This is a genomic window from Streptomyces sp. BRA346 (assembly GCF_052851135.1).
In genome coordinates, this window is record NZ_JAIWIH010000055.1 from 1 (window position 1) to 19,416 (window position 19,416).

Here is a 19,416-nt window from a genome sequence, read left to right on the forward strand (position 1 = left end):
TCGTCGACCCGGTCGGCCGTCCACAGCAGGGCCAGCTCGCGCAGCGCGGTGAGGTTCCCGGGCCGGAAGTAGTTGGACAGCGCGGCGTCGACCTTGTCGGGCGCGTAGATGTTGCCGTGCGCCATGCGGCGGCGCAGCGCCTGGGGCGACATGTCGATGAGTTCGATCTGGTCGGCCCGGCGGACGACCTCATCGGGTACGGTCTCGCGCTGCCGCACTCCCGTTATCGACTCGACCACGTCCCCCAGCGACTCCAGGTGCTGGATGTTGACCGTGGAAATGACGTCGATGCCTGCCTTCAGCAGCTCCTCGATGTCCTGCCAGCGTTTGGCATTGCGGCATCCGGGGACGTTGGTGTGAGCGAGTTCGTCGATGATCGCGACCGCAGGCGCACGTACGAGGATCGCGTCCACGTCCATCTCGGTGAAGGTGGTTCCCCGGTACTCCAGCTCCCGGCGGCCCACCTCCTCCAGCCCGCGCATCATCACCTCGGTGCGCGGGCGGCCGTGGTGCTCCACGAAGCCGACCACGAGGTCCGTGCCCCGCTCGACCCGCCGGTGCCCCTCGGACAGCATCGCGTACGTCTTGCCGACACCCGGCGCCGCGCCGAGATAGATCCTGAGCTTGCCTCGTCCCATGGTCCTACTGGTTCCTCATGTGGCGAATCGTGGTGCCGTCAGGTCTGTTCGAAGCGGTATCCCAAGCCGGCCTCGGTGATGAAATGCCGGGGGCGTGAGGGATCCGTCTCCAGTTTGCGCCGTAGTTGTGCCATATAGACGCGCAGGTAGTTGGTCTGGGTCTGGAAGGTGGGCCCCCACACCTCCCGGAGCAGCTGCCGTTGGCTGACGAGCCGACCGGGGTTGCGGATGAGCACTTCCAGAAGCTGCCATTCGGTCGGGGTCAAGTGGACTTGGTGCCCGGCGCGATGGACCTTCTTCGCAGCCATGTCGATGGTGAAGTCCTCGGTGGTAACGATCGCCGTACCGTGAGCGGGCCCTACAGCCTCCGTACGGCGTACGGCGGCCCGCAGACGGGCCATCAGCTCGTCCATGCCGAAGGGCTTGGTGACGTAGTCGTCGGCGCCCGCGTCAAGGGCGGCGACCTTCTCCTCCGAGGTCTGCCGGGCGGAGACCACCAGAATCGGTGCCCGGCTCCAGCCGCGCAATGCCTCGATCACTTCGGTGCCGCTCATATCCGGCAGACCCAGGTCGAGCAGGACCACATCGGGATGGCAGGCCACGGCGAGTCGCAGAGCGGTGGCACCGTCGGAGGCGGTGTCGACGTCGTACTCGCGGGCTCTCAGGTTGATCACAAGGGCCCGTACGATCTGTGGCTCGTCCTCCACCACGAGCACCCGAGTCATCGATGTACGCCTTCCTTCCGCAAGAGTGGCGTGTGAGGGTCCACGAGAGGGGACATGGTGGCGGAGCGCGGAGCTGCCGATTGCGGCGGAGCTGCGGTGCGTTTACCTGCCGGCGGCGGTGGGAGCCCACCGACCGAGGTGATCCCCAGCCTGTGTGTCCCACCGCGGCTCACGGCGCGTTCAGTCCTTGCCGAGTTTCTTCAGGGCGATGTTGAGTTCGAGTACGTTGACGTACGGGTTGCCGAGGAAGCCGGCTGCGCGTCCCTCGGTGTGCTCCTTGAGCAGCTTCTTCACCTGCGTCTCGGGTAGGCCGTTGGCCTTGGCGACGCGCTTCACCTGGATCTTCGCGTACTCCGGGGAGATGTGCGGGTCGATGGCGGAGGCCGAGCCGGTGACCGCGTCCTTGGGGACCGCGGACTCGGGCACGTCATTGAATGTGGCGACCTGTTTTTTGGCGGCCCTGACCGCTTTGAGCAGTGTCGGGTCGCTGGCACCGAGCTGACTGGAGCCGGTGGTCAGCGGGTCGTAGCCGCTGTGGGAAGGGCGCGGCTGGAACCACTTCGGGTCGGGCTTGTCGGTGTCCTTGAGGTTCCAGCTCTGTCCGATCAGGGACGAGCCGACCTCCTTGCCCTGCACAGTGACCATCGAGCCGTTGGCCTCGTTGTTGAAGGCCGCCTGGGCGATGCCCGTGACGGCCAAGGGGTAGATGATGCCGGTCACGACGGTCAGCACGAGGAGTGCGCGAAGCGATGCCCAGACCAGTCGGACAGCGCCGTGTACAGAGGTGTTCATGGGTCACCCGATCCCGGGAAGCAAGGAGATGAGCAGGTCGATGAGTTTGATGCCGATGAAGGGCGCGACCAGGCCACCGAGACCGTAGACGCCCAGGTTGCGGCGGAGCATCTTGTCCGCGTTCACCGGCCGGTACTGCACGCCCTTGAGCGCGAGCGGGACCAGGGCGATGATGATCAGTGCGTTGAAGACGACCGCGGACAGGATCGCGGACTCCGCGGAGGCAAGGCCCATGATGTTGAGCTTGTCCAGGCCCGGGTAGGCCGCGGCGAACATCGCGGGGATGATCGCGAAGTACTTCGCAACGTCGTTGGCGATCGAGAAGGTGGTCAGCGCTCCGCGGGTGATCAGCAGCTGTTTGCCGATCTCGACGACCTCGATGAGCTTGGTCGGGTTGGAGTCCAGGTCGACCATGTTCCCGGCCTCCTTGGCGGCCGAGGTGCCGGTGTTCATGGCCACGCCGACGTCGGCCTGGGCGAGCGCCGGGGCGTCGTTGGTGCCGTCACCGGTCATCGCCACGAGCTTGCCGCCCGCCTGCTCCCGCTTGATCAGCGCCATCTTGTCCTCGGGCGTGGCCTCCGCCAGGAAGTCGTCCACCCCCGCCTCCTCGGCGATCGCCTTGGCGGTCAGCGGATTGTCACCCGTGATCATCACGGTCTTGATCCCCATCCGGCGCAGCTCCTCGAACCGCTCCCGCATGCCCTCCTTGACGACGTCCTTGAGGTGGATCACGCCCAGCACTCGGGCGCCGTCGGCGTCCTCGACCGCGACCAGCAAGGGCGTGCCGCCCTCTCCGGAGATCCGGTCGGCCAGGGCGGCAGCGTCCTCCGGTACGCTCCCACCGCGCTCGCGGACCCAGGAGAGGACCGAGCCGCCGGCGCCCTTGCGGACCTTGCGGTGCGCCCCGTTCTCGACGAGGTCAACGCCGGACATGCGGGTCTGGGCCGTGAAGGGTACCCATTCCGCGTGCTCCAGCTCGCCTTCGTGGCGCTCGCGCAGCCCGTACATCTCCTTGGCGAGCACGACCACCGAGCGGCCCTCGGGCGTCTCGTCGGCCAGGGAGGAGAGTTGGGCGGCGTCGGCCACCTCGGCGGCGGTGGTGCCGCTGACCGGGACGAATTCGGCCGCCTGCCGGTTGCCGAGGGTGATGGTGCCGGTCTTGTCCAGCAGCAGGGTGGAGACGTCGCCGGCCGCCTCGACCGCACGCCCCGACATGGCCAGGACGTTGCGCTGCACGAGGCGGTCCATGCCCGCGATGCCGATGGCGGAGAGCAGGGCGCCGATGGTGGTCGGGATCAGGCAGACCAGCAGTGCGGTCAGCACGATCAGCGACTGCTCCGCCCCCGCATAGATCGCGAACGGCTGGAGGGTGACGACCGCGAGCAGGAAGACGATGGTCAGCGAGGCGAGCAGGATGTTGAGCGCGATCTCGTTGGGGGTCTTCTGCCGGGCGGCGCCCTCGACCAGGTTGATCATCCGGTCGATGAAGGTTTCGCCCGGCTTCGTCGTGATCTTGATGACGATGCGGTCGGAGAGCACCTTCGTGCCGCCGGTGACCGCGGAACGGTCGCCGCCGGACTCGCGGATGACCGGCGCGGATTCGCCGGTGATGGCGGACTCGTCCACGGACGCGACGCCCTCGACGACGTCGCCGTCGCCCGGGATGATGTCGCCCGCCTCGCAGACCACCAGGTCGCCGACGTGCAGCTCGGTGCCCGGCACCCGCTCTTCGGCCTCGCCCGCGAGGCGGCGGGCCACGGTGTCCGTCTTGGCCTTGCGCAGCGTGTCGGCTTGGGCCTTGCCCCGGCCCTCGGCGACCGCCTCGGCCAGGTTGGCGAAGATCACGGTCAGCCAGAGCCAGGCGGCGATGACCCAGCCGAACCAGTCGCCCGGGTCCGTAACCGCCAGGCCGGTGGTGAGCACCGAGCCGATCTCGACCACGAACATGACGGGCGACGTCACGAGCACCCGCGGATCGAGCTTGCGGAAAGCGTCCGGGAGCGACTTGATCAGCTGCTCGGGTTCGAACAGCCCACCGCCGACACGGCTCTTCTTCTGGTGACCGGTGGGCGCGTCCTGGTGGGGAGCCAGTGTGGGAGTCGGGGTGGACATCTCTTGTTTCTTTGCGTTGGTCATGACGTCAGCCCTTCGGCAAGCGGGCCAAGTGCCAGGGCGGGGAAGAAGGTGAGGCCGGTGATGATCAGAATTGCCCCGACCAGGAGTCCCGTGAACAGCGGCTTCTCGGTCCGCAGCGTGCCCGCGGTGGCCGGCACCGGCTTCTGCTCGGCGAGCGAGCCCGCCAGCGCCAGCACGAACACCATCGGCACGAATCGGCCGAGCAGCATGCACAGTCCGAGCGCGGTGTTGTGATACGGCGTGTCGGCGGCGAAGCCGGCGAAGGCGCTGCCGTTGTTGTTCGCGCCGGAGGTGTACGCGTACAGCACCTCCGAGAAGCCGTGCGCACCGACGTTGGTCATGGACGACTGCCCCTTGCCCAGTGCCATCGCCAGCGCCGTGCCGATCAGCGCCAGGGCCGGGCTGATGAGGATGTAGCAGGCGGCGAGCTTGATCTCGCGGGTGCCGATCTTCTTGCCGAGGTACTCGGGCGTGCGGCCCACCATCAGGCCCGCGATGAACACCGCGATCACGGCCATGATCAGCATGCCGTAGAGCCCGGAACCGACTCCGCCGGGCGCGATCTCGCCGAGCATCATGCCCAGCAGCAACACCCCGCCGCTCAGCCCGCTGAACGAGTCGTGGAACGAGTTGACCGAACCGGTCGAGGTCATGGTCGTCGACACGGAGAAGAGCGACGACGCGCCCTCGCCGAACCGCTGCTCCTTGCCCTCCATCGCACCGCCCGCGGCTTGCGAGGCGGTGCCCGGGTGCTGAAATTCCAGGATGGTCACGGCGACCACGCCGGCGAACCAGATGACGACCATGGCCGCGAGGATCGCGTAGCCCTGCTTGACGCTGCCGACCATCGTGCCGAAGGTGCGCGGCAGCGAGAACGGGATCACCAGCAGCAGGAAGATCTCCAGCAGATTGGAGAAGCCGTTGGGGTTCTCAAACGGGTGGGAAGAGTTCGCGTTGGCGTAGCCGCCACCATTGGTGCCCAGATCCTTGATGGCCTCCTGGGAGGCCATGGCGCCGGGGCTGATGCCCTGCTTGTCGCCGGTCAGCGTGGTGATGTGGTGGATGTCGCCGAAGTTCTGCACGGCGCCCAGCGCAACGAGGACGATCGCCGCGATCACCGAGATCGGTACGAGGATCCGCACGATGCCGCGCACCAGGTCGGCCCAGAAGTTGCCGAGTTCACCGGTGCGGGAGCGTGCGAAGCCGCGGACGAGCGCGACGGCGACCGCGATGCCCACGGCCGCGGACACGAAGTTCTGCACCGCCAGGCCCATCGTCTGGGTGACGTGGCCCATGGCCGACTCACCCGAGTACGACTGCCAGTTGGTGTTCGAGACGAAGGAGGCGGCGGTGTTGAACGCCTGGTCCGGGGTGATGGCCTTGAAGCCGAGGGACAGCGGCAGCTTGTCCTGTACGCGCTGGAGCAGGTACAGGAACAGCACACCGACGGCCGAGAACGCGAGGACGGCCCGCAGGTAGGCGGGCCAGCGCATCTCGGCGTCAGGGTTGGCGCCCACCGAGCGGTAGATCCACCGCTCGACGCGGAGGTGTTTCCTGGAGGAGTAGACGGCGGCCATGTAGTCGCCGAGGGGACGGTGCACCAGGGCGAGCGCCACGAGGAGCGCTGACACCTGGAGCACGTCAGCGAGGACGGGGCTCATATCGGCGACTCAGAACCTCTCCGGGAAGATGAGAGCGAGGACCAGATAACCCAGGAGAGCGGCGGCCACGACCAGGCCGACGACATTCTCTACGGTCACAGCTTTGACACTCCCTTGGCGATGAACGCCACCAACGCGAAGACCGCGATCGTGGTGACGACGAAGGCCAGATCGGCCATCGTGTGCTCCTAGTGAGGTTCCGACGTGCACTGACGCTTAGAGGGAACACCCCCGTGGAGCGTCCCCAGCCGCCGTTGACGGCTCCCTTACGGTCATGAGCCCGATTTTGACGGAACCCTGACGCATACAGCACTCACCTGGACGAACACGGTGAGTCACGATCAAGATCGTCGCCCAGCCGTTACCCATACGGGCCTACCGGAGGTCATCTCGGATCCGGGCCCTTGTCACTCTCGTCTACGGCGTCAATGCCGTCGGGCCGACCGTCGGCGGTTCTCCGGGGGTACGCAGTGTTCCCCGGCGCCATTCGGGCCGCTGCTGGGGAGGGCCTGCCGTCTGAGACAGTGTCAGTGTGACCGCCATCTACAAGGGTGCTGCTGCTCATCGGGACGTCGAGAGGTGGTGCACCGATCGGCTCGCACGGTGGCCGGTGCCCCACAGGGTCCTGGTGCTGGCCACACGCGTCGGCCGAACCCATGTTGTCGCTGCGGGAGAGGATGCCGGGCCGCAGCAATCCGCACCCCGTGTGGTGGTGGTTCCCGGTACGAACTTCAATGCCGCCACCAGCCTGCCGCTGGTCACGGTGCTGGCGGAACGTTGGCCTACCTACGTCGTCGATGTTCCCGGTCAGCCGGGGCTCAGTACCGCCGACCGTCCGCGGCAGCATCGGCTGATTCGGTACGGGCAGTGGCTCCAGGAGGTGCTGGACGAGATCAGCCCAGGCCCGACCGTCGTAGTAGGCCATTCACTTGGTGGCGGCATAGCGTTGGCCTGCGATGTCCCACAGCTCATTGGGCGGGTACTTGTCTCCCCCGCGGGCCTGACCCGGGTCAAGGTCACTGGTCGGGTCCTGGCGGCTACCTTGCCCTGGCTCGCCCGCCCCACTGAAGCCCGCAGCGCGGCACTGCTGCGGCAGATGCATGGTGCGGCCCGGCAGCCGTCAGCCGAACTCGTCTCCTGGATGACCCTTCTGGCCCGGTCCTGCCGCTCCAGCTTGGCGCCCGCGCCCCTCCCGGAGGGGACACTGGCCCGGTCCCGGCGGGTTGCGAACACGGTGGCCACCGGTGAGCAGGATGTCTTCCTGTCACCGTCCCAGCTGGCTTCGCCCGCTTCCCGCCACCTCGGCGTCGCGGTGGAATCTGTGCCCGGTGCGGGGCACCTCATCGTTGAAGAACAACCAGAGGCGATCGCCACGATGGTGACAGCGTTGATGGGCGGGAACACGAACGGCGGACGGTGAGTACGCGTTCTCGGCCTCAGCAGCCGTCGGTCGGCCTCTCGTTTCGCTGTGAAGCCCGCGTGCCACCGGTCTATCAGCGTGGGCAGCATCAGCGAGGACAGCCCGATACACCAGCGAAACGATCATCTCGGGGGCGCCGCGGTACGGCGCGGAAGCCGGGCCCGGAAGACGGTGGCTCCCGGCCTGCTGGTCATCGTGATCGTCCCGCCGTGTGCCGCGACCACGGCGCGGACGATCGCCAGCCCCAGCCCCGTACCGCCGCCCGCCCGCGACCGGCCGGGATCGGCGCGGGCGAACCGCTCGAACACCTCGTCCTGGAGCGTGTCCGGGACGCCCGGACCGTCGTCCGCCACCGTCAGCTCGGCGTCGCCGTCCGCCACCGCGAGCCGCACCGTGACCCGGGTACCGGGCGGGGTGTGGGTGCGGGCGTTGGCCAGCAGGTTGCCGATCACCTGCTGGAGCCGGTGCTCGTCGCCGGTGACCGTGATCGGCTCCTCGGTAAGCTCCAGCGTCCAGCGGTGCCCCGGACCGGCGGCCCGGGCATCGCCTATCGCGTCCAGTACCAGCCGGGTCAGGTCGACCGGCCGGCGTGCCAGCGGCCGCCCGGCGTCGAGCCGGGCGAGCAGCAGCAGATCGTCGACGAGTGTGGACATCCGTTCCGACTCGGCCTGGATCCGCTCCAGCGCGTGCCGCACCTCGTCCGGCACCGGTCCCGGGTGGCGCAGCGCAAGCTCTGCGTGGCCGCGTACGGAGGCCACCGGGGTGCGCAGCTCGTGGCTGGCGTCCGCGGAGAAGTGCCGGAGCCGTTCCTCGCTCGCCTGGCGACGGGCCAGCGCGTCGCCGACGTGGCCGAGCATGTGGTTGAGTGCGGTGCCCACCTGCCCCACCTCGGTGCGTGGATCGGTGTCCGGTACGGGCGGGGGCATGGCCACCTCACCGCTGGCCAGCGGCAGCTCGGCCACCCCCGCGGCGGTCGTGGTCACCCGCCGCAGCGGCCGGAGCGACAACCGCACCCACAGCGCCCCGGCCACCCCGGTGACCAGCAGCGCGCTGCCGAAGACCACGGCTTCCACGGCCTCCAGCCGGTGCACGGTCTCCTCCACCGGGCGCAGCGGCAGCCCGGTGATCAGGACGTCGCCGTCGTCCCCGGGGACCGCGACCACCCGGTAGCCGTCGAGCGCGGACAGATGGACGGTGTGTCCCCGGCCGGTGACCGGTACGTCCGCCAGGACCCGCCGGTCGCCGGCGGTCAGCGGTACGGCGGCGTCCGTCTGGTCGCGTACCACCGCCGCGTCGGTCGTCGTACCGTGCAGCAGCCGGGCACCGAAGGTGCGGTCCGCCTGGCCGCGGGTATCGGGCCGGTTGTCGGCGTCCGGGCGCCGCTCACCGTGCTCCAGGCTGGCCGGGAAGCGGCCGCCGGCCGCTGTCAGCTGCTGGTCCAGCCGGCGCACCAGAAACCCTTCGAGGGCGAACACCGTGGTCAGCCCGACCGTCAGGGACGCCACCGCCAGCAGGACCACCAGCCCGGCGGTCAGCCGGGCGCGCAGCGTACGAGGCAGCCATCCGCGCGGCCGCCGCCTCACGCGGTCCCCGCCTTGAGCACGTAGCCGACCCCGCGCACGGTGTGGATCAGTGGTGGCCGTCCCGCGTCGATCTTCTTGCGCAGATAGCTGATGTACAGCTCGACCACATGGGCCTGGCCACCGAAGTCGTAGCTCCAGACCCGGTCCAGGATCTGCGCCTTGGACAGCACCCGCCGGGGATTGCGCATCAGGAACCGCAGCAGTTCGAACTCGGTGCGGGACAGCTCCACGGCCACTCCCCCGCGGGTCACCTCCCGCGCCTGCTCGTCCATCACCAGATCCCCGACCACCAGCCGGTCGTCACCGGGCTCCCGGGCCATCCCGGCCCGGCGCAGCAGCCCGCGCAGCCGGGCCAGCACCTCCTCCAGGCTGAACGGCTTGGTCACGTAGTCGTCGCCACCCGCCGTGATCCCCGCGATCCGGTCCTCCACCGCGTCCCGCGCGGTCAGGAACAGCACGCACACGTCCGGCAGCTCCGCCCGCAGTCCGCGCAGCACCGCGAGCCCGTCGGTGTCCGGCAGCATCCAGTCGAGCAATACGGCGTCCGGATGGAACGAGCGCGCCATGGCCAGCGCGGACGCGCCGTCGGCGGCGGTGCGGACCTCCCAGCCCTCGTAGCGCAGCGCCCCCGACAGCACCTCGGCCAGATCGGGCTCGTCGTCCACGACGAGGACGCGGACCCGGGCGCCGTCGGGACGCAGCAGAAAACGGCTGGTGGTGTGCGTATCCATGATGAATCCAGCATCCCTCGCGCCGCGCCGTGCCGAGGGCGGCTTTCCCTCTGAGTTTCCTCTGAATCCGAGGGCGATCGGACCGGTTCATAGGCTCCTCAGAACTTCGCCGGTGACGCTGGCCGGGCCGTACACCGAGAGGATCCCCATGACCAGCACGACACCGCCGGTCCCGGCCATGACCCGGCCCTCCCGGTCGGCACCGCGCCCGCCCAGCCCCGTCCCGGCCCTGGCACACCTGGTGATCTGGGGCGGTGCCGCCGCCGTGCTGGCGCTGTGGTGGAGCGACACCCGCTCGGTCGTCACGCTCGCCGACTGGCTCACCGGTGCCGGACGGATCACCGGGCTGCTGGCCGGTTACGCGTGCGCGGTCCTGCTGATGCTGATGGCGCGCGTACCGCTGCTGGACCGTGCCGTGGGCACCGACCGGCTGGCCCGCTGGCACGCCATGGGGGGCCGCTACACGATCTCCCTCGCGTCCGCCCACGTCCTGCTGATCACCTGGGGGTACTCCCTGGAATCGCACACCGGCGTCGTGGACCAGACCGCCACCCTGGTCCTCCACTATCCGGACCTGCTCAAGGGCACGATCGGCTTCCTGCTGTTCCTCATGACCGCGGTCGTATCCGCACGTGCGGTGCGCCGACGGGTGGCGTACGAGACCTGGCACTTCCTGCACTTCGCCACCTACCTGGCAGTGTTCCTGGTCTTCGGCCACCAGCTCTCCGACGGCGCCGACTTCACCGGCAACCGCCCCGCCCAACTCGCCTGGTACACCCTCTACATCGCGGTGGCGGCGCTGCCGGCCTGGTACCGGTTCGCCGTCCCGGTGCGCCGGGCGCTGCGCCACCGGCTGTACGTCGCCGAGGTCCGGCCCGAGGCGCCGGGCATCGTGTCGGTGTATCTGTCGGGCAGCGGGCTGGAGGACCTGCGCGCCGAGCCGGGCCAGTTCTTCCGCTGGCGGTTCCTGACCCGGGGCATGTGGTGGACAGCCAATCCGTACTCCTTGTCGGCGGCCCCGCACCCGGCGTACCTGCGGATCACCGTGAAGGCGTCCGGCGGCCACAGCACGGCGCTCGCCCGGCTGGAGCCCGGCACCCGGGTGCTGGCCGAAGGCCCGTACGGGGCCTTCACCGCCCGCCGCCGGCGCACCCGTAAAACCCTGCTGCTCGGCGGCGGCGTCGGCATCACCCCGTTGCGAACCCTCTTCGAGACGCTGCCCGGCGAGGTGACTCTCGTCTACCGGGCCCGGCGCCCCGAGGACCTGGTGCTGCGCGCGGAGCTGGACGCGCTCGCCGCCGCGCGCGGGGCGGCCGTCCATTACGTCGTGGACGAGCCCGCCGCGTACTCCTCACCGCTGACCCCGGAGGCGTTGCGCGGCCTGGTGCCCGACCTCGCCGAGCGCGACGTCTATCTGTGCGGGCCACCCGGGATGACCGAGGCCGCGGTCACGGCCCTGCGCGGGGCCGGGGTGCCGCGCAGGCACATCCACCACGAGTCGTTCTCGTTCTGACCCGCGCATCATCTCCCCGACGAACAGGAGCCAGGCCGTGCGCAAAGCCGCCGTGACCACTGTCTCGACAGTGGCGGGAGTGATCCTTCTGCTGTCACTGAAACCGCACCAGAACCCCGCCCCGGCCATGACGGCGCCGTCACCGGCAGCGACGTCCGGCACCGGAGCCGCGTCGACCTCCCCATCCACCGCCCATGCCCAGGGCGGTACCTCCGGCACGTACACCGGCAGCGTGGTCAACACCGTGTACGGACCGGTCCAGGTGTCCGTCACGCTCTCCCACGGCAAAATCACTGCCGTAAAGGCGGTCCGGACACCGTCCGACCGTCCCCGCTCCCAGCAGATCGCCGCCGACGCCGTGCCGCAGCTCACCCGTGAGGCGCTGAGCGCCCAGAGCGCCCACATCGACGCGGTCTCCGGCGCCACCTACACCAGCGAGGGGTACACCCGGTCCCTCCAGAGCGCACTGGACAAAGCCGGTGTCTGAGGTATCCGCCCCGGCGTGCGGACTGCGCCACGTCGAGCACGCCATGGGCACGGTGTTCTCGTTCGACCTCCGCGACCCGGTCACCCCGCCCGTCCGCCAGGCTCTGAAGGATGCCGTGGACTGGCTGCACCACGTGGACGAAGTGTTCTCGACCTACCGGCCCGACAGCGCGATCAGCCGCCTGGCCCGCGGCGAGCCGGTGCCGGAGCGGTACGGGCCCGAGGTAGCCGAGGTGTTCACGCTGTGCGAGGAGGCGGCGAAGGCCACCGACGGCTGGTTCAGCCATACTCCCGGCGGCCGGCTCGACCCCTCCGGACTGGTCAAGGGATGGGCGATCGAACGGGCCTCCCGGATGCTGTACCAGGCAGGCGCGCACAACACGTGTGTCAACGGCGGCGGCGACATCCAGTTGCGCGGCGAGGCCGCCCCCGGCACGCCCTGGCGGATCGGCATCGCCCACCCCACCCGCCCCGGGGAGCTGGCCGCCGTGGTCACCGGTCGCGACCTGGCCGTCGCCACCTCGGGAACGGCCGAACGCGGCGCACACGTATGGGACCCGTACACCAGCGGGCCCGCCACCGCCCTGGCCTCCCTCACTCTCACCGGCCACAGCCTCACCCGCACCGACGCCTACGCCACGGCCGCGTTCGCCATGGGCGCCGGGGCCCGCGTCTGGACCGAGGCGCTGGACGGGTTCGAGGCGCTGGGCATCGCCACGACGGGTGAGATCTGGCGCACCCCTGGCTTTTCCGGGGCCTCCGTCAGCGATGGTCCGGGGCAGACGCCGAGCGGGTGTGCGGCGGGCGCTCCGGGAAGAGCCGCCTCTGCGCGCGCATGACGACGTGCCCGAGGCCGGAAAGCGTGCAGGCGATCGCGAGGTCGACGGGTGGCAGTGGTTCGGTGCCCAACAGGGCGCGCAGGGGCGGCAGATAGACACCTGCCGCCTGGAGGGCCAGGGCCGTGCCCACGGCGACCAGCAGGAAGGGGTTGGTGAGGCTGCCCGGACGGGCGCGGGAGCCCAGCGCAACGCCGAGTTGGGTGGCGCCGAGGACGAGGAACATCAGGGACTGCCAGGGGCGGCCGGTACTCTGCGCCCACACCCCGGCGACCAGGGTGACACCGGCGACGAAGACGCCCATGATCAGGATGCGGGGCCACAGCCCGGCGCCCAGGACACTCTCCTCGGGCGGGCGCGGCGGATGGCGCATCACCCCCGGCTCCACGGGTTCGGCCCCCAGCGCCACGCCGGGGAGGCCATGGGTGAGCAGGTTGATCCACAGGATCTGGGCGGGGAGCAGGGGCAGGGCCATTCCCAGGAACGGGCCGAGGAGCATGACCAGGATTTCCGCGGTACCTCCGGCGAGGGCGTAGAGCAGGAAACGGCGTACGTTGGCGTAGACGCGACGGCCTTCCTCGACAGCGGCGACGACGGTGGCCAGGTTGTCGTCGGCGAGCACGAGGTCGGCCGCCTGACGGGCCACTTCGGTGCCGCGTCGGCCCATGGCCACGCCGATGTCCGCTCGGCGAAGGGCGGGGCCGTCGTTGACACCGTCGCCGGTCATCGCCACCACATGGCCGGCCGCGCGCCACGCCTGGACGATGTCCAGCTTCTGCTCGGGTGTGGTCCTGGCGTAGACGCGCAGGGCGGTCAGGTCGCCTGCGGTGCCCGTGCGGATCCGATCGCCCGTGGTGACCTCGTCCGCCCGGGCCACGATGCCCGAACGCGCCGCCACCGCCCGTGCGGTGAGGGGGTGGTCGCCGGTGATGAGGACGGGGGCGATGCCCGCGCGTTCGCAGGCGGCGATGGTGGTCCGGGAGGTGTCGCGGGGCGGGTCGAGGATGCCGACGAGGCCGAGCAGGGACAGGCCCGACTCCCAGGTGCCGTGGCTCGCGGGCGGCGCTTCGTCGTGGTCGGCCGCGGCGACGGCCAGGACCCGGTAGCCGCCGCGGGCCAGTTCCTCGGCCCGGGCGGCGGCCCGGGAAAGCGTGTCCGGAGGGTCGGCGAGAACCTGGGGGCGGAGAACGGTCTCGGGCGCTCCCTTGCAGACGACACGCAGCCCGCCACCGGGCCTGTGGTGCACGGTCGTCATGCGCTTGCGTGCGCTGTCGAAGGGGATCTCATCGACGCGCGGCAGTTCACGTTCGAGGGCCGCCCGGTCCAGCCCCAGCCTGGCCCCGGCTGTGAGCAGGGCGGCCTCGGTGGGGTCGCCGATCGCACGCCACCTTCCGTCCCCGTCCGAAAGGGGTTCCAGCGCGGCGTCGTTGCACAACATCGCGGCGCGCAGCAGCGCGGACAGGTCGGGGGCTTCGTCCGCGGTCACCGGGCGGCCGTCACGCGCGACGCGGCCCTCAGGGCCGTAACCGCTGCCCGTGACGGTGGCGTCGTCCTGGGGCGTCCACAGCGTTTCCGCAGCCATCCGGCCCTCGGTCAGGGTGCCGGTCTTGTCGGTGGCGAGCACCGTGACGGAACCCAGGGTCTCCACCGCGGGCAACCGACGCACGATGGCGTGCCGGTCGGCCATACGCCGTGCTCCCAAGGCCAGGGCGAGGGTGACCACGGCGGGCAAGGACTCGGGAACGGCCGCGACGGCGAGGCTGATCGCGGCCACGACCATCAGCTCCACCGGCTGTCCGCGAACCAGTCCCAAAGCGAGCACCACCGCGCACAGGGCGACGGTGACGGCCGCCAGCACCCGGCCGAACCGGGCCAGTCGGCGCTGCAGAGGGGTCAGCGCGGGCGTGGTTCCCATCAGTGCGGCGATCCGGCCGAGTGCGCTGTCCGGCCCGGTTCCGGTGACCTGTGCGCGTCCGCGGCCGCGGACCACCACTGTGCCGGCCGATACCGTGCCGGACGAAGAGGTCGCGTCGACGGTCTTCTCCACCGGAACAGACTCGCCCGTCAGCGCCGACTCGTCGATCAAGAGCAGGGCCGCGTCGAGGACCTCACCGTCGGCGGGGACGATGTCGCCCTCGGCCAGCAGGACCAGGTCCCCCGGCACCACGTCGGCGGCCGGTACGGAGCACTCCACGCCGTCGCGTACCACCCGGGCGGCAGGAGCGCTCAGGGCGGTCAGTGCGGCCACGGCCCGTTCCGCCCGTACCTCCTGAATGACGCCGACCACGGTGTTCACCGTGATGACGAGAAGGATCACCCCGGCGTCGGGGAAGTCTCCGGTGGCGAGGGTGAGCGCGGCGGCCACCAGCAGCACCACGATCAGCGGGTCGCGCAGTTGTTGCAGTACGCGGCGCCACACCGGGGTGCGCCGCTCCTGGGCGACGACGTTGGCCCCGTACTCCTCCAGCCGCCGCGCCGCCTCCTCCCGCGACAGCCCGGCAATCACGCGCGGCCGTCCCCCGCGGTCAGCCGTACCGCCGTGACCTTGTACTCGGGGCAGGAGGTGACCGTGTCGGCATGGTCCGAGGTGAGGCGGTTCACGCCGCTGGCGGGGAAGTGGAAGGCGCAGAAGACCTGGCCGGGGGCGGTTTCGACGCCGATCCGGGTGAGCAGGCGCGCCCGGCCGTGTCTGCTGGTCACCGTGACGGGCTCGCCGTCGCGCAGGCCGTACCGGGCGGCGTCGTCGGGGTGGACGTCGAGGTGGTCGGCGGGGTCGAGGGCGAGGTTGCCGCCGCGCCGGGTCATGGACCCGGAGTTGTAGTGCGCCCAGCGCCGCCCGGTGACCAGGATCAGGGGGTAGCCGTCGTCCGGCTGCTCCCCCGGCGGCAGATACGGGGTGGCCGCCAGGTGGGCCCGTCCGTCGGAGGTGGCGAACCGTTCCCGGTACAGGGTGGCCTGCCCGGGCCGGCCGGGGTCGGGGCAGGGCCAGGGTACGGCGCCCTCCCGGTCCAGCCGGTGGTGGGAGAGTCCCGCGAAGTGCGCGGTGAGCTGGGCGCATTCGGCCAGGGCGGCCGCCGGGGTCGGGCAGCCCAGGTCGGTGTCCATGGCGGAGGCGACGGCGCGGACGATCTCGAAGTCGGAGCGGGCCTGGCCCGGTGGGGCGACTGCCGGGCGGACCCGCTGGAATCTGCGGTCGAAGTTGACGAAGGTGCCGTCCTTCTCCAGCCAGGAGGTGGCGGGCAACACGACATCCGCGTGGCGGGCGGTCTCGGACAGGAACAGCTCGTTGCACACGACGAACGGGCAGGTCTCCAGGGCCTCGGCGACCCGGTTGGCGTCGGGGTCGGTGGCACAGATGTCTTCGCCGATGACCCACAGCGCCTTCAGCCGCCCGGCCCGTGCCGCCGCGAACATCTCGGGGATCCGCAGACCGGGCCGGTCGGGCACGGCGTGGCCCCACACCTCCTCGGCCCGTGCGCGGACGGCCGGGTCGGTCACCTTTCCGTAGCCGGGCAGGACGTCGGGCAGGGCGCCCATGTCGGAGGCGCCCTGGACGTTGTTCTGACCGCGCAGCGGGTTGACCCCGAAGCCCCGGCCGGAACCGACGGCGCCGCGCAGGACGGCGAGGTTGGCCAGCGTCCGTACGCCGTCGGTGCCGTGGAGGTGTTCGGTGACGCCGAGGCCGTAGACGATGCCGGGGCGTTCGGCCCGTCCGTAGAGCCCGGCGGCCGCCACCAGGTCCGCGGCGGGCACGCCGGTGAGGGTCGCCACCCGGTCCGGCGGGTAGTCGGCCAGCAGCTCGGTCAGCTCCGGCAGACCGGCGGCCCGGTCCCGCAGGAACGCCTGGTCGACGAGGCCCTCGGCGAGGAGCACATGGGCGAGGCCGTGGAAGAGCGCGACGTTGGTGCCGGGCCGGGGCCGCAGATGCACGTCCGCATGTGTCGCCAGCCCCACGGCCCGGGGATCTGCGACGACGAGACGCGCCCCTTGGAGCACGCGTCGCAACAGTCGGGCGCCGACCACCGGATGCGCCTCGACCGGGTTGGCGCCCACCACCAGCAGGCAGTCGGAACGCTCGACGTCGTCGAAGGTGTCCGTGCCACCCGGGAGCCCGAAAGTGGCCGTGAGCCCGGCGGCGGACGGGGAGTGGCACAGCCGGGAGCAGTTGTCGACACTGTTGGTTCCGATGACGACCCGCATGAACTTCTGGACGAGGTAGTTCTCCTCGTTGGTGGCGCGGGCGGAGGAAATGGCCGCCACGGCGTCGGGGCCGCCTTCCTCGACGGCGGCGCGCAGTCCGCGAGCGATGTGGCGCAGCGCCTCGTCCCAGCCGACGGGCTCCAGACGGCCGTCGCGGCGCAACAGGGGCCGGGTGAGTCGTTCGGGCGAGGTGCGGTAGCCGCGCGCGAACCGGCCCTTGACGCATCCGTGGCCCCGGTTGACCGGCCCGTCCCGGGCCGGCAGCACCGCCGCGATCGCGCCGTCTTCCGTGACCACGTCCAAGGTGCAGCCCACTCCGCAGTAGCCACAGGTCGTACGGGTCATGGCGCAGGTCGCGGGGTCGTCCGGGCTCGCGCTGGTGAGTCCGGGCACGGGCCCCGGCTCGAAGATGGCGCCGGTGGGACAGGTGTCGACGCAGCCACCGCAGGCCACGCAGTCGGACTCCGCCCACGGACCGCCGGTGCCGGGGGCGACGACGGTGTCGGCGCCCCGGCCGACCAGGGTCAGGGCGAAGGTGCCCTGCACGTCCGCGCACATGCGCACACACCGCCCGCACGCGATGCACAGGTCCCGGTCGAGATGGACGTACGGATGGGAGTCGTCGCCACCGCGGTCTGCGGAGCCGGTGGCCGTCTCGGCTCCGATGCCCAGCGACCGGCACACCCGGGCGAGTTCGGTGCGGCTGCCAGGGGCCAGGGCCCGGGGCGGCAGGGCGGAGACGATGACCTCGACCGCCTCCCGGCGCAGCGCCCGCAGGTCGTCGGTGGTGGCCTCGACCGTGGCGCCGGAGGCCGCCGGGGTGACGCAGGACGCCACGATCCGCCCGTCGGCCCGTACCAGGCAGCTCCGGCAGGAACCGGCCGGGGCGAATCGGTCGTCGTGGCAGAGCGCGGGCAGCTCGATCCCGACCGCGCGTACGGCGGCGAGCAGCGAGACGCCCTCGGGTACGTCGACGGCGGCGCCGTCGACCTCGATCGCGGTCATTGGTCCCACCCCGCCAGGGCTTGTCCGTACGCCCGTGCGAGGCTGCGGACGGCGGGCGGGATCCGCCGCCCGAAAGCACACAGGCTCGCCTCGGCCAGGACGCGCGCCAGCCGCTCGTACTCGGCACCGGGCGGGGTGCCCGCAGACGCCAGCTCCAGGCCGCGGCGGGATCCGACCCGGCACGGCGAGCAGGCCCCGCAGCTCTCCGCGGCGGCGAACTCCCAGACGTGCCGCACGACGTCCTGCGGCGCCACGCGCCGGTCGAAGGCGACGAGACCGGCGTGGCCGAGGGCCGTGCCCCGGGCCGCCAGACCCGCCTCGCTCAGCGGCACGTCCAGCGCGTCGGCCGCGAGGAAACCGCCCAGCGGGCCGCCCACCTGGAGGGCGGCGAGTTCGACACCGTCCTTCAACCCACCGCCCAGCTCGGTGACGATCCGCCGCACCGGGGTGCCCAGCTCCACCTCGTAGACGCCCGGCCGGGCGAACCGCTCGGACAGGCACACCAGCTTGGTGCCGGACTCCTCGGGTGTCCCGCGCCGGGCGTACGCCGCGCCGCCCCGGGAGACGATCCAGGGGACAGCCGCCAGCGTCTCGACGTTGTTCACCACGGTCGGCGCGTCCCACAATCCGCGCTGCGTGGGATACGGCGGCCGGGGCCGGGCGCAGCCCCGGCCGCCCTCCAGACCGGCGATCAGGGCGGTCTCCTCACCGGCCACGTACGACCCCGCGCCCCGGACCACCTCGATGTCCACCGTGGTGCCGGTCCCGTGCACCCGGGGGCCGAGGTGTCCGGCGGCATAAGCTCTGGCGACCGCCTCCCTCATCCGGCTCAGAGCCCGCGGATACTCCGAGCGCACCAGCACCACACCCCGGGCGGCTCCGCAGGCGAAACACGCCAGGGCCAGTCCCTCCAGCACCCGGTCCGGATCGGCTTCCATCAACAGCCGGTCGGCGTAGGAACCGGGGTCGCCCTCGTCCCCGTTGGCCACCATCACGGTGTCCGGAGCACCGCCCGCAGCGGTCCATTTGGCGGCCACGCGGAATCCCGCGCCACCACGCCCTCGTAGCCCGGATTCCGCCACCTCCCGATGGACGTCCTCGGGCCGACGCCCGGCCACCACATGCGGCCACGCCTGCCACGGGCGCTCCCCCGACACCACGCCACCCAGCAGAACGGGGTCGCCGGTGGCGTCAGCCGCGGGAATCTCGGGCGCCGCCCGTGGTGACACCCTGCCGGTGAGCTGGTCAGCGAGATCGGAGCCGACACGGGGCGTGTCACCGTCGAGGGCGGCGGGCCCCGCGTAGCAGTAGCCGAGGCAGCGAACGGCCTGCAGCGATGTCTCCCCGTCCGGTGTGACGCTCCCCGTGGTGACGCGCAGCCCGGTTTGCACCTCACCGGCATGACACCCGGCCGATGCCGCAAAGCACGCCGTCGCGACGCACACCCGCACATGGCGGCGGCCGTGCGGGGCGGCGAGGTCCGCGTAGTACGAGGCCGGGCCGAGCGCGGCAGCGGCCGGCAGACCGAACCGAGCGCCCTTCTCGGGCGCCCAGTCCTCGGGGCCGTCCACCGTCCGGGCGCGGGTACGGGCCAGGGATTCCAGCAACCGGTCACCTGGCTGCCCTCTCCGGGCGGCCAGGGCCCGGAAGGCGTCGAAGCGCTCTGCGGGGCGGGGAGCCGACATGGCTT

Annotated in this window: 15 protein-coding genes; 4 read left to right on the forward strand and 11 right to left on the reverse strand. The window is 71.2% G+C overall.

Annotation, left to right across the window (positions count from 1 at the left end):
- From LCH29_RS40090 to kdpF, 6 genes are all read right to left on the reverse strand, one after another.
- The coding region (locus LCH29_RS40090; protein ID WP_446466617.1) for a histidine kinase at positions 1–638 on the reverse strand (638 nt) is incomplete at its 3' end.
- Between the two features lie 38 nt (positions 639–676).
- Positions 677–1,363, reverse strand: coding sequence for a response regulator (locus LCH29_RS40095; RefSeq protein WP_446466618.1), 687 nt, complete (start codon positions 1,361–1,363; stop codon positions 677–679).
- A gap of 180 nt (positions 1,364–1,543) precedes the next feature.
- The gene (gene kdpC, locus LCH29_RS40100) at positions 1,544–2,155 is read right to left on the reverse strand and encodes a potassium-transporting ATPase subunit KdpC (RefSeq protein WP_446466619.1); all 612 of its coding nucleotides are present in this window, start codon (positions 2,153–2,155) and stop codon (positions 1,544–1,546) included.
- A gap of 3 nt (positions 2,156–2,158) precedes the next feature.
- Positions 2,159–4,267 (reverse strand): potassium-transporting ATPase subunit KdpB, encoded by a 2,109-nt coding sequence (kdpB, locus tag LCH29_RS40105; protein WP_446466620.1) that lies wholly within the window; start codon positions 4,265–4,267, stop codon positions 2,159–2,161.
- A 20-nt stretch (positions 4,268–4,287) separates the two neighbouring features.
- The gene (gene kdpA, locus LCH29_RS40110) at positions 4,288–5,952 is read right to left on the reverse strand and encodes a potassium-transporting ATPase subunit KdpA (RefSeq protein ID WP_446466621.1); all 1,665 of its coding nucleotides are present in this window, start codon (positions 5,950–5,952) and stop codon (positions 4,288–4,290) included.
- Positions 5,953–5,961: 9 nt separating this feature from the next.
- Positions 5,962–6,051, reverse strand: a complete 90-nt coding sequence (gene kdpF, locus LCH29_RS40115) for a K(+)-transporting ATPase subunit F (RefSeq protein ID WP_446466622.1) — start codon at positions 6,049–6,051, stop codon at positions 5,962–5,964.
- 433 nt (positions 6,052–6,484) lie between these two features.
- Between kdpF and LCH29_RS40120 the strand changes: the two genes are divergently transcribed.
- Positions 6,485–7,372: an alpha/beta fold hydrolase gene (locus LCH29_RS40120; protein ID WP_446466623.1), complete on the forward strand. Its 888-nt coding sequence runs from the start codon at positions 6,485–6,487 to the stop codon at positions 7,370–7,372.
- Positions 7,373–7,494: 122 nt separating this feature from the next.
- On the opposite strand, the gene LCH29_RS40125 is transcribed toward LCH29_RS40120, so the two are convergent.
- On the reverse strand, positions 7,495–8,955 hold the full coding sequence (locus tag LCH29_RS40125; RefSeq protein WP_446466624.1) for an ATP-binding protein: 1,461 nt from the start codon (positions 8,953–8,955) through the stop codon (positions 7,495–7,497).
- The gene (locus LCH29_RS40130) at positions 8,952–9,686 is read right to left on the reverse strand and encodes a response regulator transcription factor (RefSeq protein WP_446466625.1); all 735 of its coding nucleotides are present in this window, start codon (positions 9,684–9,686) and stop codon (positions 8,952–8,954) included. Before LCH29_RS40130 ends, LCH29_RS40125 begins: the two co-directional genes overlap by 4 nt.
- Positions 9,687–9,834: 148 nt before the next feature.
- Between LCH29_RS40130 and LCH29_RS40135 the strand changes: the two genes are divergently transcribed.
- Genes LCH29_RS40135 through LCH29_RS40145 form a run of 3 tightly spaced genes read left to right on the forward strand, consistent with a single transcriptional unit; the run spans position 9,835 to position 12,524 of the window.
- Positions 9,835–11,199, forward strand: a complete 1,365-nt coding sequence (locus LCH29_RS40135; RefSeq protein WP_446466626.1) for a ferredoxin reductase family protein — start codon at positions 9,835–9,837, stop codon at positions 11,197–11,199.
- 37 nt (positions 11,200–11,236) lie between these two features.
- Positions 11,237–11,686 (forward strand): FMN-binding protein, encoded by a 450-nt coding sequence (locus tag LCH29_RS40140; RefSeq protein ID WP_446466627.1) that lies wholly within the window; start codon positions 11,237–11,239, stop codon positions 11,684–11,686.
- Between the two features lie 43 nt (positions 11,687–11,729).
- Positions 11,730–12,524 carry an FAD:protein FMN transferase gene (locus tag LCH29_RS40145; protein WP_446466643.1) on the forward strand — a complete coding sequence of 265 codons (795 nt, stop codon included), beginning with the start codon at positions 11,730–11,732 and terminating at the stop codon, positions 12,522–12,524.
- Here the strand turns inward: LCH29_RS40145 and LCH29_RS40150 are convergent.
- The 3 genes from LCH29_RS40150 to LCH29_RS40160 are packed head-to-tail and all read right to left on the reverse strand — an operon-like array spanning position 12,448 to position 19,411.
- On the reverse strand, positions 12,448–15,027 hold the full coding sequence (locus LCH29_RS40150) for a cation-translocating P-type ATPase (protein ID WP_446466628.1): 2,580 nt from the start codon (positions 15,025–15,027) through the stop codon (positions 12,448–12,450). The genes LCH29_RS40145 and LCH29_RS40150 overlap by 77 nt on opposite strands.
- Entirely contained in the window at positions 15,024–17,726 is a 2,703-nt protein-coding gene (gene fdhF, locus LCH29_RS40155) for a formate dehydrogenase subunit alpha (RefSeq protein ID WP_446466629.1), read from the reverse strand. The genes LCH29_RS40150 and fdhF overlap by 4 nt, the downstream gene beginning before the upstream one ends.
- The gene (locus LCH29_RS40160; RefSeq protein WP_446466630.1) at positions 17,723–19,411 is read right to left on the reverse strand and encodes an NAD(P)H-dependent oxidoreductase subunit E; all 1,689 of its coding nucleotides are present in this window, start codon (positions 19,409–19,411) and stop codon (positions 17,723–17,725) included. Before LCH29_RS40160 ends, fdhF begins: the two co-directional genes overlap by 4 nt.
- Between the last annotated feature and the right edge of the window lie 5 nt (positions 19,412–19,416).

What these genes read in the sequence shown, in the direction of transcription:
- LCH29_RS40095 (WP_446466618.1), bottom strand. Translation starts at nt 1,363, where the DNA reads ATGACTCGGGTGCTCGTGGTGGAGGACGAGCCACAGATCGTACGGGCC.
- kdpC (WP_446466619.1), bottom strand. Translation starts at nt 2,155, where the DNA reads ATGAACACCTCTGTACACGGCGCTGTCCGACTGGTCTGGGCATCGCTT.
- kdpB (WP_446466620.1), bottom strand. Translation starts at nt 4,267, where the DNA reads ATGTCCACCCCGACTCCCACACTGGCTCCCCACCAGGACGCGCCCACC.
- kdpA (WP_446466621.1), bottom strand. Translation starts at nt 5,952, where the DNA reads ATGAGCCCCGTCCTCGCTGACGTGCTCCAGGTGTCAGCGCTCCTCGTG.
- LCH29_RS40130 (WP_446466625.1), bottom strand. Translation starts at nt 9,686, where the DNA reads ATGGATACGCACACCACCAGCCGTTTTCTGCTGCGTCCCGACGGCGCC.
- LCH29_RS40135 (WP_446466626.1), top strand. Translation starts at nt 9,835, where the DNA reads ATGACCAGCACGACACCGCCGGTCCCGGCCATGACCCGGCCCTCCCGG.
- LCH29_RS40145 (WP_446466643.1), top strand. Translation starts at nt 11,730, where the DNA reads ATGGGCACGGTGTTCTCGTTCGACCTCCGCGACCCGGTCACCCCGCCC.
- fdhF (WP_446466629.1), bottom strand. Translation starts at nt 17,726, where the DNA reads ATGACCGCGATCGAGGTCGACGGCGCCGCCGTCGACGTACCCGAGGGC.
- LCH29_RS40160 (WP_446466630.1), bottom strand. Translation starts at nt 19,411, where the DNA reads ATGTCGGCTCCCCGCCCCGCAGAGCGCTTCGACGCCTTCCGGGCCCTG.